This window comes from Achromobacter spanius (genome assembly GCF_002966795.1).
Taxonomy (GTDB): domain Bacteria; phylum Pseudomonadota; class Gammaproteobacteria; order Burkholderiales; family Burkholderiaceae_B; genus Achromobacter; species Achromobacter spanius_D.
On record NZ_CP023270.1, the window covers coordinates 463,584 to 479,856 of the forward strand.

15 protein-coding genes are annotated in these 16,273 nt (G+C 62.8%); 13 read left to right on the forward strand and 2 right to left on the reverse strand.

The features are described from left to right. Window positions 1-397: 397 nt before the first annotated feature. Together CLM73_RS02085 and CLM73_RS02090 are read right to left on the reverse strand one after the other, a co-directional pair. Window positions 398-1,354 (reverse strand): IS110 family transposase, encoded by a 957-nt coding sequence (locus CLM73_RS02085; protein WP_105237116.1) that lies wholly within the window; start codon window positions 1,352-1,354, stop codon window positions 398-400. Between the two features lie 346 nt (window positions 1,355-1,700). Next, window positions 1,701-3,473, reverse strand: coding sequence for a M61 family metallopeptidase (locus CLM73_RS02090; protein WP_105237117.1), 1,773 nt, complete (start codon window positions 3,471-3,473; stop codon window positions 1,701-1,703). Between the two features lie 28 nt (window positions 3,474-3,501). Here CLM73_RS02090 and CLM73_RS02095 point away from each other — a divergent pair, with 28 nt between their 5' ends. The 13 genes from CLM73_RS02095 to hemE all read left to right on the forward strand — a co-directional run bounded on the left by CLM73_RS02095 (window position 3,502) and on the right by hemE (window position 16,082). After that, window positions 3,502-4,278, forward strand: a complete 777-nt coding sequence (locus CLM73_RS02095; protein ID WP_105237118.1) for an enoyl-CoA hydratase — start codon at window positions 3,502-3,504, stop codon at window positions 4,276-4,278. 256 nt (window positions 4,279-4,534) lie between these two features. Then, window positions 4,535-6,088, forward strand: a complete 1,554-nt coding sequence (locus tag CLM73_RS02100) for a DUF1254 domain-containing protein (protein ID WP_105237119.1) — start codon at window positions 4,535-4,537, stop codon at window positions 6,086-6,088. 354 nt (window positions 6,089-6,442) lie between these two features. Continuing rightward, a complete protein-coding gene (locus CLM73_RS02105; protein ID WP_105241347.1) occupies window positions 6,443-6,856 on the forward strand; it encodes an ATP synthase subunit I in 414 nt (137 codons plus the stop codon). Between the two features lie 82 nt (window positions 6,857-6,938). Next, entirely contained in the window at window positions 6,939-7,820 is an 882-nt protein-coding gene (gene atpB, locus CLM73_RS02110) for a F0F1 ATP synthase subunit A (protein ID WP_056564907.1), read from the forward strand. Window positions 7,821-7,938: 118 nt separating this feature from the next. Beyond that, window positions 7,939-8,181, forward strand: coding sequence for a F0F1 ATP synthase subunit C (atpE, locus tag CLM73_RS02115; RefSeq protein ID WP_003815363.1), 243 nt, complete (start codon window positions 7,939-7,941; stop codon window positions 8,179-8,181). Window positions 8,182-8,325: 144 nt separating this feature from the next. Next, on the forward strand, window positions 8,326-8,796 hold the full coding sequence (locus tag CLM73_RS02120; RefSeq protein WP_008167494.1) for a F0F1 ATP synthase subunit B: 471 nt from the start codon (window positions 8,326-8,328) through the stop codon (window positions 8,794-8,796). Window positions 8,797-8,808: 12 nt separating this feature from the next. Beyond that, window positions 8,809-9,348, forward strand: a complete 540-nt coding sequence (locus CLM73_RS02125; RefSeq protein WP_105237120.1) for a F0F1 ATP synthase subunit delta — start codon at window positions 8,809-8,811, stop codon at window positions 9,346-9,348. Window positions 9,349-9,376: 28 nt separating this feature from the next. After that, on the forward strand, window positions 9,377-10,918 hold the full coding sequence (gene atpA, locus CLM73_RS02130; protein WP_105237121.1) for a F0F1 ATP synthase subunit alpha: 1,542 nt from the start codon (window positions 9,377-9,379) through the stop codon (window positions 10,916-10,918). Window positions 10,919-11,016: 98 nt separating this feature from the next. Next, complete coding sequence (gene atpG / locus CLM73_RS02135; protein ID WP_105237122.1) at window positions 11,017-11,922, forward strand: F0F1 ATP synthase subunit gamma; 906 nt, start codon at window positions 11,017-11,019, stop codon at window positions 11,920-11,922. A 43-nt stretch (window positions 11,923-11,965) separates the two neighbouring features. Beyond that, entirely contained in the window at window positions 11,966-13,366 is a 1,401-nt protein-coding gene (gene atpD, locus CLM73_RS02140; protein WP_105237123.1) for a F0F1 ATP synthase subunit beta, read from the forward strand. Window positions 13,367-13,375: 9 nt separating this feature from the next. Further along, the gene (locus tag CLM73_RS02145; protein ID WP_056327609.1) at window positions 13,376-13,801 is read left to right on the forward strand and encodes a F0F1 ATP synthase subunit epsilon; all 426 of its coding nucleotides are present in this window, start codon (window positions 13,376-13,378) and stop codon (window positions 13,799-13,801) included. A 260-nt stretch (window positions 13,802-14,061) separates the two neighbouring features. Beyond that, entirely contained in the window at window positions 14,062-14,883 is an 822-nt protein-coding gene (locus CLM73_RS02150) for a helix-turn-helix domain-containing protein (RefSeq protein WP_234015794.1), read from the forward strand. Between the two features lie 125 nt (window positions 14,884-15,008). After that, the gene (gene hemE, locus CLM73_RS02155) at window positions 15,009-16,082 is read left to right on the forward strand and encodes a uroporphyrinogen decarboxylase (RefSeq protein ID WP_105237124.1); all 1,074 of its coding nucleotides are present in this window, start codon (window positions 15,009-15,011) and stop codon (window positions 16,080-16,082) included. The last annotated feature ends 191 nt before the right edge of the window (window positions 16,083-16,273 follow it).

Genomic DNA, 16,273 nt, shown 5'->3' on the forward strand with positions numbered 1-16,273 from the left:
CGGCGGCCGCTGCCGGTGTCAGACACCTCATCCGGTCTTACGAAATTGCGGGTGTCAGACACCCGAATCGGTCCTACAAATTCACGTGTGTAAACCCGTGGATGCCAGCCACCCCGACCCACAAGCAGCCACACGCGAAGCGTCATCGCCACGCCGTAAGACGCCGCGTAAGTCTACGGAGGCCGCCCGCGCGGCCGAACGGAGACGGGCTCCGCAAGATGCTGCTGGCCCGAAATGCTCTGCACAAAAATGCCAAGCACACTGACCGTCCCAGCGACCTGAAGATTTCTACTGATCGAGTCCGGTGCGGTGGCGGCCCGGGGCGCGCGGGGCGTCGATAAGCCCGAGGGAATCCGTAGGAGTCGCCGAAGGCGAGGACGAGATTCTATGGTCTTGGTCAAGCAATTGCTGGTCGCAATTTCTCTGAATCAAAGGGTTGACCTGTTCGCCATACCCCGTACGCGATCCGCAGGAGTTTGCGGGCGATTATGACCAAGGCCGCAGTCGAGGCCAGCCCTCGAGCCCTGAGCATGGCGTAGTAATCCTTGAATTGTTCCGTGCGCGCCGCTGAGCTAGCCGCGTTGTAGAGCAATGTCCTCGCCGCTTTATCGCCCTGCTTGCTTAGCCGGCGCCGACCAACTTTTCTTCCGGATTCGTTCGGCCTCGGATCCAGGCCACAGAAGGCTACCGCCGCATCGCTGCTGGCAAATTCGATCCGGCTGAACAAGCTCGTCAGGGCAACGCCGGTTATCGGTCCTATGCCGCAGATGCCGGTCAGCAGACCGTATGTCTTGGCCCAGTCACTCTGGGCCTTAATCTTGGCGATCATTTCCCGTTCGAGTTGCTCTGACCAAGCCGTCAAACTTGCGAGTGCCTTCTTCTGATGGCTGCTTACGCAACCATGTCGCTGTGCCGACAAACGCAAGGATGTGCCTACACGGACCACCGTCGATCTCAGCGCCTGAAGTGCTCTGACTTCCTGCAATTCTGGAGATATTGGTTCGTAACGATGCAGTTTTTTTTGATGCTGCGCGATGTATTGCGCGATGACGGCGGCATCCAATCGATCTGTCTTGCCGCGATTCCCCAACGAGATTGCGTAATGATGGACGTGGGTCGGATTAAGGACATAAACCTCAAATCCGCGCTCATGCGCCGTACGAGCCAGGAGCTCTTGATAGCCTCCTGTCGCTTCCATGGCGATCACACTAGTGGCCGGCAGACGCTTTAACCAGCCCACGATGCTGGAGCGATTGTTGGGCAAGACGCCCGTCACGATCTCTCCGTCAGACGCGGCTACTTGAAGCTCAAACTTGCCGACATCGACCCCAATAAAAACGATTGAAGTTTGCATGACAGCTCTCCCTGCGATACGTTAAGTCCGCTGGGGTAGCCACGCCTCGGGCGTTACCTTGCGATCAATCGGCGGTCTCGGCCGCTAGATTCCTTATCGACGCGTGAGGCGGGGTGGGATGCTCTCGTAGTGGCAGTCCGGGTGCAACCGGCTGATGGTTGACGACGTCCCTCACCCCAGCGTCTTTCTTCTTCGAAAGACGCATTCACACCATACAAGGATGACAAAGGGGAAGTCCGGAGCGAAGGCTCCGGACCGCAATCGTGGCCCCGCGCACCCCGGGCCGCCACCGTGCCGGACGCCTCAAGAACTCAAACCTCGAGAAGCCACGGAACCGTCCCAGACGTCAAACCAACACACACTCCGAAGCCTCAGGCCCACTCAACCGCACCCGAAACTCCCGAAGTTCATCCCGCCGAAACACATGCACATTCACCCGATCCCCAGCCCGGTACTGCGCCAACAACAACTCCAACCCCGCCGGCGCATCCACCCGCAACCCATCGATCGCCACCAGCACATCGCCAGCTGACAACCCACCCTTATGCCCAGCCCCACCTTCAAGAACAGTCGCCAGCGTCAGCGACTCACCTTGCTTGCGCGTCCGCACGTCCAATGACGGAATATTGGCCGACGCCTTCCACTGCAGCTTCACACCCTGCGTTTCGAGCAAATCAGCCAACGGCACATCCGCCGTCCCGTAAGCATGGCGAGCAATGAAGCGCCGCGTATCCACGCCAGTCGCTTCCTCGATCAGCGCAGGCAATCCATCCTCCGGCAACCCCTGCGGCTTGCCCCGATAGAAATCCCGCCCATAGCGTTCCCACAACAACCGCATCACGTCATCCAGCGAACGCGCGCCAGAAGATTCATCGCGGATCAGCAGATCCAGCCCCAGCGCCACCAACGCGCCCTTCGTGTAATAGCTCACCAGCGCGTTCGGCGAATTCTCGTCCTGCTTGTAATACCGCGTCCAGGCATCGAAAGAGCTTTCAGCCACCGACTGCTTATGCCGCCCCGGCGTGCGCGCCACGCTCGTGATCGTCTTGCCCAGCAGTCGCAAATAATCCGCACGCGTGATCGCGCCCGAGCGCAGCAGCAGCAGATCGTCGTAGTAGGACGTAAAGCCCTCAAACACCCACAACAGCCGCGTCAGATCCGGCTGCGAAAGATCGTAAGGCGCGAACACATCCGGCTTGATGCGCTTCACGTTCCACGTATGGAAATACTCGTGACTCACCAGCCCCAGGAATCCCCGGTAGCCATCGCCCTGGCCTTGCTGGCCCAGCACAGGCAGGTCCTTGCGCGCCGTCATCAGCGCCGTGCTCGCGCGATGTTCCAGGCCGCCGTAGCCGTCGCCCGTCACCATCGTCATGAACACATAGCGATCCGCGCTGTCCAGGAACGGCGCCCGCTTCGTGCGCGGTTCGAAAAACGCAATCTGCGTCTCGCAGATCTTCTTCACGTCTTCCGTGATCCGCGCAAGATCCAGATTCGGCGCAACCCCCGTGAACACCAGCTCGTGCTCCGCGCCGTGCGCCACAAACCGCGACACCTGCGGTGTGCCCATCTCCACCGGGTGGTCGATCAGCGCGTCATAGTCCGGCGCCAGATACAGCCCGAACCCATGCCGCCGCGCCGCGCCCTTATGACCCGCCGCTTCCGGCAGGCTCGTGTACACCTTCCAGCCATCGATGCCCCGCGGCGGGGCCAGGTCCACCAGGCAGGGCTCATGGTCCTGGCCCTGCACGCGCAGAAACACGCTTGTGCCGTTGAAGAACCCGTGCGTCTCGTCCAGATGCGCGCCGCGCACCGATAGATCCCACGCATACACCGTGTACTCGATGCGCAGCGGCCCCTCGCAAGGCGCGGCCTGCCACGTGTGATTGTCTGTCTTGTCGACATTCACCCGCCGCGTTCCCGAATACGCGGCCAGCGACTCGATCTGCCGCGAGAAGTCGCGGATCAGATAGCTGCCCGGAATCCACGCTGGCAGCGACAGGCGCTGGCCCGCGGGCGAGGGCGATGCGATCGTAAGGGTTATCCGGTAGCGGTGGCCGGCGGGATCGTGCGGCGCAAGGCGGTAAAGTATGGGCGGTACGTCATCAATTTTTTTCATGGCTCATATCTTATTACCGGAGACATTCATGAGCGAGTCGTTTGTACTGGTCGAAACCCGGGGCCGAGTCGGCCTGCTGACGCTGAATCGTCCCAAGGCGCTCAACGCGCTGAACGATCAGCTCATGGATGAACTCGGCGCCGCGCTGCTCGCGTTCGAAGCCGATCCCGAAATCGGCTGCGTCGTCATCACCGGCAGCGAAAAGGCTTTCGCCGCGGGCGCTGACATTGGCGCCATGAAAGACTGGTCCTACATGGACGTGTACGGCAGCGAATACATCACCCGCAACTGGGAAACGCTCAAGCGCATCCGCAAACCCGTCATCGCCGCCGTCGGCGGCTACGCGCTCGGCGGCGGCTGCGAACTCGCCATGATGTGCGACATCATCATCGCCGCCGACACCGCCAAGTTCGGCCAGCCCGAAATCAAGCTCGGCGTCATCCCCGGCGCCGGCGGCACGCAGCGCCTGCCGCGCGCCGTCGGCAAGGCCAAGGCCATGGACCTTGCGCTGACTGCCCGCATGATGGGCGCCGAGGAAGCCGAACGCGCCGGCCTCGTCTCGCGCGTGGTTGCCGCCGACAAGCTGCTCGAAGAAGCCATCGACGCCGCCACCGTCATCGCCTCCATGTCGCTGCCGTCCGTCATGATGGCCAAGGAATGCGTCAACCGCGCGTTCGAGGGTTCGCTCAATGAAGGCCTGCTGTTCGAGCGCCGCGTCTTCCACTCGCTCTTCGCCACCGAAGACCAGAAGGAAGGCATGGCCGCCTTCACCGAAAAGCGCAAACCTGACTTCAAACACCGTTAATCCTTGTTACGCCCGGGCCTGCATCCACAGCAGGCCTTTCATTGCCCCGCGCGCCCTATGACGGCGCGCTTTTTCATGGCCATCTGCGGGCAATCCCCAGGTTTCGCCTTGAAACTTCTGGCTAGCACCTTGTTGCAGACTTCGGCCCTATCCTGATTGAGCGTCATCCCGAGGTGCCGCGCCAGAGCGGCTTGCCCCACACTGGCAAGTCCCGCGCGGCGGCTCGATTGCAAACAAAATCAAGAAGGAGCCTTGCATGCGTATACCTACCGCTACCCGCCGGCTGTCCACGGCTGCGCTCGCCGGCGCGCTCAGCGTCTGCTTTCTCAACGTCGCCCAGGCTCAATCGCCGCAGTCCACGCTGCGGCTGGTCTCCGAGACGCCGTATCCGGCCGGCCAGGCCGCCGCGCCGCGGATGAACGAGGCGGAGTTGCGCGATACCGCCATCGACGCTTATGTCTATGCTTATCCCATGGTGCTCATGGAACTGGCGCGCCGCCAGGCGACGGCGGTGCAAAGCCCGCTGGACGGCAAGGCGCCGATGAATCAGTTCGGTCACAAGGCCGCCTTCCCCGACCCGCGCGCGACCGACGCGCCGTGGCCCAGTGCCGACGCGCTGTATTCCAGCCTGTGGTTCGACGTCTCGCGCGCTCCGCTCATCATCAACCTGCCTGACACCGGCGGCCGCTATACCGTGCTGTCCGCGCTGGATATGTGGAGCGACGTCTTCGCCTCGCGCGGCACGCGTACCAACGGCCAAGGCGCCCAGTCGTTCGCCATCGTCGGGCCGCACTGGAACGGCACCGTGCCGGCTGGCGTCGACGTGATCCGCAGCCCGACCTCGACGGGCTGGCTGATCGGTTGGACGCAGACCGGCGGTCCGCAGGACTATGCCGCCGTCAACCAGATCCAGGCCGGCATGACCGCGCGGCCCTTGCTCGTGCCCGTCACGCCGGCCAGCGCGCCGCGCGGCCGCAATGCCGGCAACGCCTTCCCGCAAACCGGTGCGGGCGTCGGCACCGCGCCCATCGGCAGCACCCTGCCCATGCCGGCCCCGGCCACGACGGTCCCCGATGGCACCCCCGCCGAGCAGGTCGCGGGCATGGACGCCGCCTCCTTCTTTGCCGTGTTCTTCGACGCGCTGCGCAACAACCCGCCGCATGCCAACGACACGCCCATGCTGGACCGCATGCGCCGCATCGGCCTGGATGACCGTCAGCCGTTCTCGTATGGCCGCCTGAGCCCGGCCGTGCAGCAGGCCCTCTCGGATGCGCAACCGCTGGCGGGCCGCCGCATCGCCGACAACGTCTCGCGCCTGGCTACCCCGATCAACGGCTGGAACACGGTGCTGACCGGCATCGGCACCTACGGCACCGACTACACGCGCCGCGCCGCCATCGCCTATGCCGGCCTGGGCGCGCCGACGCCGGAAGACGTGCTGTATCCGGTCACCGTGTCTGATTCGAAGGGCCGTCCGCTGGACTCGAACGAAGACTACGTGCTGCACTTCGACAAGGGCCAGCTGCCCCCGGCACAGCTCTGGTCGCTGCATGTCTACAACAGCAAGTACGGCTTCGCCGAAAACCCGGCCAACCGCTACGTGATCCGCAGCACCGACGGCCTGAAGTACAACGCCGACGGCTCGCTCGACATCTACGTCCAGCGCCGTGACCCGGGCGAGTCCAAGCGCGCCAACTGGGTCAGCACGCCGGCCGCCGATGGCCCGTTCGTGCTCAGCATGCGCCTGTATGCGCCGCAGAACTCTGCGCTGGACGGGCAGTGGGCACCGCCGCCGGTCAAGGAAGACTAAGGCCCGGCAGGCACATAAGGCGCGCGGTCTCCATCAAGGGGCCGCGCGCCTTTTCATGGCGGGTGCGTGCCGGTGGGGGCACAATGGCGACCCCTCGCTCGTCCCCAATTTTGCCGACCCGAGGGGGCGTTGTTGCCACCTTACAAACGGCCGAAAGTTCATTTGCTAGGGTGCAAAAAACCAAGCTATACTCTGCGGGTTTGACGCTTGCGGGATAAGAAACATGCGCCTAAAAAAGCGCGTCGGTTCCCTCAGGGCCAGGTTAAGCGGGGAAGTTTGATGCAGCAGAACTCCATGCAGGGGCAGAAACTCGGTCCGAAGCCCAGTCTGGATCAGGATTCGATCGATCTGGACGTGGTGGAAGTTCTGGTACTCAGTGACGCGGATCGCGCGGCGCTGAATGCTCAAGCGAGCCGTGGGCTCTTGTTGGCATTGGCGGCGCAAGGCGCCATGGGGCTCGCAGCAGCAGTAATAGCGGGGGTTGTCGGAGGGGCGGCGGCAGGTTGGTCGGCGCTGGCGGGGGCAGGAGCGTATTTCATACCCAATGCGTTGTTCGCATTGCGCCTGGCTGTCAGCGTTCGGGCCGGTAAGGCCAGTCCCTTTACCTTTCTCTCTGGTGAGTTGATCAAGTTGTTCGCAACGGCATTGCTGTTGTGGCTGCTTTCGCGTGTGACGCAGGACTGGCTTGTGTGGCCTGCCGCGTTGCTCGGTCTGATACTCACATTGAAAGGCTATCTCCTGCTTCTGATGTTCCGCAGGCTGTCTTAGCGCCGAGTAAGTTGCGGCAAACGAAATCGTGGAATCGTCCGGTTCGCAAGGACCGGGCATACAGCAAATAGGATAGGTTCAAATGGCTGCTGCCAGCGACGTGTCGCCTCAATCCGCGTATATTCAGCATCACTTGGTGCATCTGAACAATACCGGTGAGAAACAGAGCGCTATTGCTCAGTTCGACATCATCAATTACGACTCGTTGTTCTGGTCCGGCCTGATGGGCCTGATCGTCATTTTCTTCCTGTGGCGCGCCGCGCGCCGCGCCACCAGCGGCGTTCCTTCCCGCTTCCAGGCCTTCGTGGAAATGATCGTCGACATGGTCGACGACCAGGCCAAGGGCATCGTCCACAACGCCAAGAGCCGTCTTTTCATCGCCCCGCTGGCCCTGACCGTGTTCCTCTGGATCATCCTGATGAACGCGCTGGACTTGCTGCCCGTCGACCTGCTGCCCTCCATCTGGCGCCTGACCGGTCTGGGTGCCGAGCACGGCGATCCGCTCTATTACCACCGCATTCTGCCGACCGCCGACCTGAACGTGCCGATGGGCATGTCGCTGGGCGTGCTGCTCCTGATGTTCTACTACGGCATCAAGATCAAGCAACCGGGCGGTTTCGTCAAAGAACTGTTCACCGCGCCGTTCCATGCGCATGGCCTGGGCGCCATCGTGCTGGCCCCGTTCAACCTGCTGCTGAACCTGATCGAATACGCCGCCAAGTCCGTGTCGCTGGGCATGCGGTTGTTCGGCAACATGTTCGCCGGCGAACTGATCTTCATGCTGATCGCCCTCCTGGGCGGCGCCTGGACCGGCTTCAACGGCGCCAGCATCGGCTTGGGCATCGGCCACATCCTGGCCGGCTCGATCTGGGCAATCTTCCACATCCTGATCGTTCTGCTCCAGGCCTTCATCTTCATGATGCTGACGCTGGTGTATCTCGGCCAGGCTCACGAAGGCCACTGATCCCCCGAATTTCCGGTGTCGGCCATCCGGCCGGCATCGGATAGCAAGATTATCTTGCATTGAGCTGTACCTCTCATTTTTCAATTTTTGACTTCAGATTTCTAACCAAGGAGTTGTCATGACCAACGTCGCTTTCGTTGCCCTCGCTTGCGGTCTTATCATCGGTCTGGGCGCTATCGGCGCTTGCATCGGCATCGCACTGATGGGCGGCAAGTATCTGGAAGCTTCGGCTCGTCAGCCTGAACTGATGAACGCTCTGCAAACGAAGATGTTCCTGCTGGCTGGCCTGATCGACGCGGCATTCCTGATCGGCGTGGGTATCGCCATGCTGTTCGCCTTCGCCAACCCGTTCGTCGGCTAAGGCACCGCCCGCCGGCAAATAGGTGGGTCATGACGCTGGCGGCGATGAGAGCAACGGCTCCATCGCCGATCAGCAAAGTATCGAGTGCTCCGCGACGCCCCTTTCCGGGTGCGGTCGGAGCCGCAAGGTGTTAAAGGAACGACCGTGAATCTGAACGCGACGATCATTTTCCAGATGCTCGTGTTCTTCGTTCTGGGCTGGTTCACGATGAAATTCGTGTGGCCTCCCCTGACGAAGGCGATGGACGAGCGCCGCCAAAAAATCGCCGACGGCCTGGCCGCCGCCGAGAAGGGCAAAGCCGACTTGGCTCAAGCCCAGGCGCGCGTCAGTCTGATCGAGGCTTCTGCCAAGTCCGAAAACCACGCACGCATCATCGAGGCCGAGAAGCAAGCTGCCTCCCTGATCGAGCAGGCCCGCCGCGAAGCGGAAGCCGAACGCGCCCGCATTGTGGCGCAGGCAGCTCAGGATGCCGCGCAGGAAGTCCAGCGCGCCCGCGAAGCGTTGCGCGACGACGTCGCCGCGCTGGCCGTCAAGGGTGCTGAACAGATCCTCAAGCGCGAGGTTGACGCCCGCGCACACGCCGAGCTGCTGAACCAGCTCCGCGCGCAGCTCTAATCCGGGACCGTCATGGCTGAACTTTCCACTGTTGCCCGGCCCTACGCTGAAGCGCTCTTCAGCGCAGCGCGCGACGACAAGGCCGGTCTGCCGGCGTGGGCCGACCTGGTCAGCGTAATGGCTCAGGTCGCCTCCAACCCCGACGTGCGCGAGGCCATGGCCGACCCGCGTCTGGGCGACAAGCAGCGCGTCGAACTGTTTACCGGCCTGATGAAGGCCGATTTGCCGCAGGCCGCCCGTAATTTCATCGAGCTGCTGGTCGAAAACGACCGGTTGCTGCTGCTGCCCGAAATCGCCTCGCAATTCGTCGCGCTGCGGAATCGTCACGAAGGCACGGCGCAGGCGGAAATCACCAGCGCGTTCGAGCTCAGCGATGCCCAGGTCAAGGATCTGGTCGGCGCGCTCGAACAAAAATTCGGCCTCAAGCTCAAGCCCAGCGTTACCGTCGACCCGTCGTTGATCGGCGGCGTGCGCGTGGCCGTCGGCGACCAGGTGCTCGATACTTCCGTACAAGCCCAATTGGTCCGCATGCGCGATCAGCTCGCCGCTTAAGGCTACTAACAGGATTCCAGGAGTCAATATGCAACTCAATCCCTCCGAGATCAGCGAACTGCTCAAGAGCCGCATCGAGGGCCTGGGCGCTTCGGCTGATGTCCGTACTCAGGGCACCGTCGTGTCCGTGACCGACGGTATTACCCGCATCCACGGCTTGTCCGACGTGATGCAGGGCGAAATGCTCGAATTCCCCAACAACGTTTTCGGTCTGGCGCTCAACCTCGAGCGTGATTCCGTCGGCGCCGTTATTCTGGGCGACTACACCGGCGTTTCCGAAGGCGACCAGGTCAAGACGACCGGCCGCATTCTGGAAGTTCCGGTCGGTCCGGAACTGAAAGGCCGCGTGGTCAACACGCTGGGCGAGCCCATCGATGGCAAGGGCCCGGTCAACGCCAAGGAAACCGACATCATCGAAAAAGTGGCGCCTGGCGTTATCGCCCGCCGCTCGGTGTCGCAACCGCTGCAAACCGGCGTCAAGGCTATCGACTCGATGGTTCCCATCGGCCGTGGCCAGCGCGAACTGATCATTGGCGACCGCCAGACCGGCAAGACCGCCGTGGCCGTCGACACGATCATCAGCCAGAAGGGCAAGGGCGTCACCTGCGTGTACGTCGCTATCGGCCAGAAGGCTTCGACGATCAACAACGTCGTTCGCAAGCTCGAAGAACACGGCGCGATGGAATACACCATCGTCGTGGCCGCCTCGGCTTCCGACTCCGCCGCCATGCAGTACCTGGCCGCCTACGCCGGCTGCACGATGGGCGAATACTTCCGCGATCGTGGCGAAGACGCCCTGATCGTTTATGACGATCTGACCAAGCAAGCCTGGGCATACCGCCAGGTCTCGCTGCTGCTGCGCCGTCCGCCGGGCCGCGAAGCCTACCCGGGCGACGTGTTCTACCTGCACTCGCGCCTGCTGGAACGTGCTGCTCGCGTCAACGAAGAGTACGTCGAGAAGTTCACCGAAGGCGCCGTCAAGGGCAAGACCGGCTCGCTGACCGCGCTGCCGATCATCGAAACCCAGGCAGGCGACGTGTCGGCCTTCGTTCCGACCAACGTGATCTCGATCACCGACGGCCAGATCTTCCTGGAAACCGACCTGTTCAACGCCGGTGTCCGCCCCGCAATCAACGCCGGTATCTCGGTGTCGCGCGTCGGTGGCGCTGCCCAGACCAAGGTCGTCAAGAAGCTGTCCGGCGGTATCCGTACCGACTTGGCGCAGTACCGTGAACTGGCCGCCTTCGCGCAGTTCGCCTCCGACCTGGACGACGCCACCCGTCGCCAGCTCGAGCGCGGCAAGCGCGTCGTTGAACTGCTCAAGCAGCCGCAATACCAGCCGCTGCAAGTGTGGGAACTGGCCGTCACGCTGTACACGGTCAACAACGGCTACCTGGATGACGTGGACGTGGCCCAAGTGCTGTCGTTCGAGAAGTCGCTGAAGGATCAGCTCAAGAGCAAGCACGCTGCTCTGATCCAGCGCATCGAAGACACCAAGGAACTGTCCAAGGACGACGAGGCCGAACTGGCCGCCGCCGTTCAGGAATTCAAGAAGCACGGTGCTTTTTAAGAAAGTGATGGGTTAGGCGTCGCAGGCGCCTCACCCATCCTTCCCGGATGGTTGAGGCGCGAGCGGAACCCATCGGCCAGTCTTCACAGGAAAGCGCAATGCCCGGAATTAAGGAAATCCGAACCAAGATCAAGAGCGTGCAAAACACGCGCAAGATCACCAAGGCGATGGAAATGGTCGCCGCATCCAAGATGCGCAAGGCGCAGGAGCGGATGCGTGCAGGCCGTCCGTACGCCACCAAGGTGCGCGAGATTGCTGCGCACCTGATGCAGGCCAATCCCGAGTACAGCCACCCGTACCTGGTCGAACGCGAAATCAAGGCGGTCGGCGTGGTCATGGTGACGACCGACAAGGGTTTGTGCGGCGGCTTGAACACCAACATCACCCGCGTGACGTTGGGCAAGCTGAAAGAGTTCGAGAAAGCCGGCATCGCCGTGCAAGCGACCGCTTTCGGCAACAAGGGCGTGGGTGTGCTGACCCGTATCGGCGCCAAACTGGTTTCCCAGGAAGTGCAACTGGGCGACAAGCCGCAACTCGACCGCCTGCTGGGCGCGATCAAGGTGCAGCTGGACGCCTACCTGGAAGGCCGTATCGACGCGCTGTACGTGGCCTCGACCCGCTTCGTCAACACGATGAAGCAAGAGCCCCTGTTCCTGCGTCTGCTGCCGCTGGCCAGCGGTTTGGAAGATCCGTACCAGACGGGCGCCGATAGCCTGGCCAAGACCTCGGAAGTGAAGTCGGAATACAGCTGGGATTACATCTACGAACCCGACGCCCGTAGCGTGATCGACGACCTGCTGCAGCGTTACGTTGAAGGCCTGCTGTACCAAGCCGTGGCCGAGAACATGGCTTCGGAGCAGTCGGCCCGGATGGTCGCCATGAAGGCGGCGTCGGACAACGCCAAGAAGGTCATCGGCGATCTGCAACTGGTCTACAACAAGACCCGTCAGGCCGCGATCACCAAAGAAATTTCGGAAATCGTAGGGGGCGCTGCCGCCGTTTGAGGCAGGCAGCATCCCGTCAAAAGCTATCAAGCAAGGAATCGACATGAGCAACGGAACCATCGTTCAGTGCATTGGCGCCGTGGTGGATATTCAGTTCCCCCGCGATCAGATGCCCAAGATCTATGAAGCGCTTACTCTGGCCGACGAGGGTTCCTCGTTCGCCGAAAAGGGTCTGACGCTGGAAGTGCAGCAACAGCTGGGCGACGGCGTGGTGCGTACCATTGCGCTGGGCTCCAGCGACGGTCTGCGCCGCGGCATGAAGGTCACCGGCACGGGCGCCCCGATCTCGGTGCCCGTCGGCACCGGCACGCTGGGCCGCATCATGGACGTGCTGGGTCGTCCCATCGACGAAGCCGGCCCCATCGTCCACGAAGAAAAGCGTGGCATCCACCAGGCCGCTCCCCGTTTCGACGAACTGTCGCCGTCGGTGGAACTGCTGGAAACCGGCATCAAGGTTATTGACCTGGTTTGCCCGTTCGCCAAGGGCGGTAAGGTCGGCCTGTTCGGCGGCGCCGGCGTGGGCAAGACCGTGAACATGATGGAACTCATCAACAACATCGCCAAGCAGCACAGCGGTTTGTCGGTGTTTGCCGGCGTGGGTGAGCGTACCCGTGAAGGCAACGACTTCTACCACGAAATGGAAGAGTCGAACGTTCTGGACAAGGTCGCCATGGTGTTCGGTCAGATGAACGAACCCCCCGGCAACCGTCTGCGCGTGGCGCTGACCGGCCTGACGATGGCCGAGAAGTTCCGCGACGAAGGCCGCGACATCCTGTTCTTCGTGGACAACATCTACCGCTACACCCTGGCCGGTACGGAAGTGTCCGCACTGCTGGGCCGTATGCCGTCCGCCGTGGGTTATCAGCCCACGCTGGCCGAAGAAATGGGCAAGCTGCAAGAGCGCATCACGTCGACCAAGACCGGCTCGATCACCTCGATCCAGGCCGTGTACGTCCCTGCGGATGACTTGACCGACCCGTCGCCTGCCACGACCTTCCAGCATTTGGACTCGACCGTCGTGCTGTCGCGTGACATCGCCGCCCTGGGTATCTACCCGGCCGTCGACCCGCTGGATTCGTCCAGCCGTCAGCTCGACCCGCAAGTCGTCGGCGAAGAGCACTACGCCGTTGCCCGTGGCGTGCAGCAGACGCTGCAGCGCTACAAGGAACTGCGCGACATCATCGCGATTCTGGGCATGGACGAACTGTCGCCGGAAGACAAGCAGGCCGTGGCCCGCGCGCGTAAGATCCAGCGCTTCCTGTCGCAGCCGTTCCACGTCGCCGAAGTGTTTACCGGTTCGCCCGGCAAGTACGTTCCGCTGGCCGAAACCATCCGTGGTTTCAAGATGATCGTCAACGGCGAGTGCGACAGCCTGCCGGAACAGGCGTTCTACATGGTCGGTTCGATCGACGAGGCCTTCGAGAAGGCCAAGAAACTGCAATAAGGAACCGATATGGCTACCCTGCATGTGGATGTGGTCAGCGCAGAGGAAGCGATCTTCACCGGCGAGGCGAAGTTCGTGGTTCTGCCTGGCGAGTCGGGTGAACTGGGCATTCTGCCCGGCCACACCCCGCTGATCTCGCGCATACGCCCCGGAACGGTCAAGATCGTTCGTGCCGACCAAGGCGAGGAAAACATCTTCGTCGCCGGGGGTATCCTGGAAGTTCAGCCGGGCAGCGTGACGGTCCTGGCCGACACGGCTATCCGTGCCGCCGACCTCGACGAAGCCCGCGCCCTGGAAGCGCGCCAGAAGGCCGAACTGGCCCTGGCCAACGCCAAGGACAAGGCTGACATCGCTGTCGTCGAAGCCGAGCTCGCCATGCTGGCTGCACAAGCCATCGCGGCGCGCAAGCTGCGCCAAGGCGGCCGCTCGCACTAAGCGGCAATGCGGTTGCCGGGCTTGTCCCGGCGTTGAAAAAAGCGGCCTCCGGGCCGCTTTTTTCATTTCTGCTTATTGCATGGTGTCTGACACCTGAATGAGTCTGATATTTTGCCCACCGTGCGCGCGCCCGCAGCGCGTCGCCTCGTAGCGGCCTGCCGCAATGCGTTCACTACGAATAGTCGGTGCGGGGCTGCAACAGTAGCCTTCAGTTTTGCGATGCAAACGAGGAAGGCATGCGAGACGTGCTGGATTGCGGGGTGCTGCTGGCGCCCGGTCATGAAACGACGATGGGCGCCTGGATCGCCGGCCATCAGGCCAGGCTGACGCGCGTGCGGCTGCATCCGGTGTCCCTGGCGCCGCAGGGGCTTGACGCCGCGCCGCCGGATTCCCTGGCTCGGCAGGCGCTGTCTTTGCGGAGATATGACGCATGCATTCTGCCCGTGGCACCGTACTCCCTTGCGTGGTCCCGCATGGCTTTGCAGCAGGCGCGTAACGCGCTGTCCACGCCCATTTTGCTGCTCATCCACGACGTCAAGGCGCCGGCCATTCTGGATCTGCTCAGCCTGGGCGCGGCCGACTTCATCTCGCAGCCGGTGTGCGTGGAAAGCCTGCGCGTGCGGCTGATCCGCCTGGCTCGCCGCGGTGCACCGCCGGGCGCTTTAACGGGTGCTGGCGCGGCCGGCAGTGTCCATGAGCACCCGGTCAATTATCTGGGTGAACACCCGGACGCGCACTGCGCCGAGCACGCGGCGCCTTCGCCCCACGCATCTCGCGCGGGAGCCGCACGTCCCAAAGTCCCCGCCGATATCGTCGAGCAGGCCTTGAGCAGCTTGCGGCACCAATACCGGCGAGCCGCGCCAGAAACGTTCCGAGCGGCAAAGGCGCAGGTGGTGAATGGCTTCGAACGCGAATACATTCGTCACGCGCTGTCTCGTCACGGCGGCAATGTGGCGCAGGCCGCCCGCGCATGCGCCAAGCACCGACGCGCGTTCTGGGCGCTGATGCGTAAACACGGAATCGAAGCCGCACCGTACCGCCAGGCGGCGCAGGCTGCGGCGCGGATGCACGAAACGGGCTAAGGCGTAACAGCCCGAACGTCCGCAGCTTCTACCCATTGCGCCCGCTCAACCCCGCCAGTGCGGGCGCGGCCCGCCTTGTCAGCCAGGGGAAGTAAACTCACGGCTTCCGATCATCGAGGTTAGCCGTGTCTGCTCCCCGTTTGAAGAACGATGTGTTCTTGCGCGCCCTGATGCGCGAACCCGTGCCCTATACCCCCATCTGGCTGATGCGCCAGGCGGGTCGCTATCTGCCCGAGTACCGCGAGACGCGTGCGCGTGCAGGCTCGTTCATGGGGCTGGCGCAGAATCCGGACTATGCCTCGGAAGTCACGCTGCAGCCCCTGGAGCGCTACGACCTGGATGCGGCCATCCTGTTCTCGGACATCCTGACCGTGCCGCACGCGATGGGCCTTGGCCTGGACTTCGCCGAAGGCGAAGGCCCGCGTTTTGCGCATCCCATCCGCACCGAGGAAGACGTCGCGCGCCTGGCGGTGCCCGACATGGACAAGCTGCGGTACGTGTTCGACGCGGTCAGCACGATCCGGCGCGATCTTGACGGCAAGGTGCCGCTGATCGGCTTTGCCGGCAGCCCGTGGACCATCGCCTGTTACATGGTCGAAGGCAAGGGCAGCGACGACTACCGCCTCATCAAGACCCTGCTGTATTCGCGTCCCGATCTGCTGCATCGCATTCTCGAAGTCAATGCCGAAGCCACGCTGCAATACCTGAATGGCCAGATCGCCGCCGGCGCTCAGGCTGTGATGCTGTTCGACAGCTGGGGCGGGGTGCTGGCCGACGGCCTGTTCCAGCAGTTCTCGCTGGCCTACACAAAGAAGGTCGTGGCCGGCCTGACCCGCGAGCACGAAGGCCGGCGCGTGCCGGTCATCGTCTTCACCAAGGGCGGCGGCCAGTGGATCGAAGACATCGCGGCCTGTGGCAGCGACGCGGTGGGTCTGGACTGGACCGTGGACCTGGCAGCGGCACGCCGCCGCACGAGCGACTCGGTCGCGTTCCAGGGCAACCTGGATCCGATGGCGCTGTTTGGCGGTGCAAGCGCCATTCGCACGGAAGCGCGCCGGGTGCTGGATGCGTTTGGTCCGGTGGGCAAGGGCGGCCATGTGTTCAATCTGGGACATGGCATTTCCCGCTTCACTCCGCCAGAAGCTGTAGCTGAATTGGTCGATGAAGTCCACCAATACAGCCGCGCCCTCCACGCGTAAGTAAGTGAACGCTTCGGCCCCAAGGGCCGAAGCAGGTGGGCCCCGCGGACGACTTGTGCACATTAAATCCGGGGTCGGGGAAAACCCTCTCCAAGCTGGCTTACAATCTGGAAACCGGCTTCAAGTGCCTGTTTTATATCGGAAAATGTCGCTTATCAACAGGGATGCAATAGTTTGTGCATTCTTGCCAT

Coding starts and splice junctions, on each gene's coding strand:
- CLM73_RS02095 (WP_105237118.1), top strand. CDS start 3,502: ATGAGCGAGTCGTTTGTACTGGTCGAAACCCGGGGCCGAGTCGGCCTG.
- CLM73_RS02100 (WP_105237119.1), top strand. CDS start 4,535: ATGCGTATACCTACCGCTACCCGCCGGCTGTCCACGGCTGCGCTCGCC.
- atpE (WP_003815363.1), top strand. CDS start 7,939: ATGACCAACGTCGCTTTCGTTGCCCTCGCTTGCGGTCTTATCATCGGT.
- atpA (WP_105237121.1), top strand. CDS start 9,377: ATGCAACTCAATCCCTCCGAGATCAGCGAACTGCTCAAGAGCCGCATC.
- atpD (WP_105237123.1), top strand. CDS start 11,966: ATGAGCAACGGAACCATCGTTCAGTGCATTGGCGCCGTGGTGGATATT.
- atpB (WP_056564907.1), top strand. CDS start 6,939: ATGGCTGCTGCCAGCGACGTGTCGCCTCAATCCGCGTATATTCAGCAT.
- atpG (WP_105237122.1), top strand. CDS start 11,017: ATGCCCGGAATTAAGGAAATCCGAACCAAGATCAAGAGCGTGCAAAAC.
- CLM73_RS02090 (WP_105237117.1), bottom strand. CDS start 3,473: ATGAAAAAAATTGATGACGTACCGCCCATACTTTACCGCCTTGCGCCG.
- CLM73_RS02085 (WP_105237116.1), bottom strand. CDS start 1,354: ATGCAAACTTCAATCGTTTTTATTGGGGTCGATGTCGGCAAGTTTGAG.
- CLM73_RS02145 (WP_056327609.1), top strand. CDS start 13,376: ATGGCTACCCTGCATGTGGATGTGGTCAGCGCAGAGGAAGCGATCTTC.
- CLM73_RS02125 (WP_105237120.1), top strand. CDS start 8,809: ATGGCTGAACTTTCCACTGTTGCCCGGCCCTACGCTGAAGCGCTCTTC.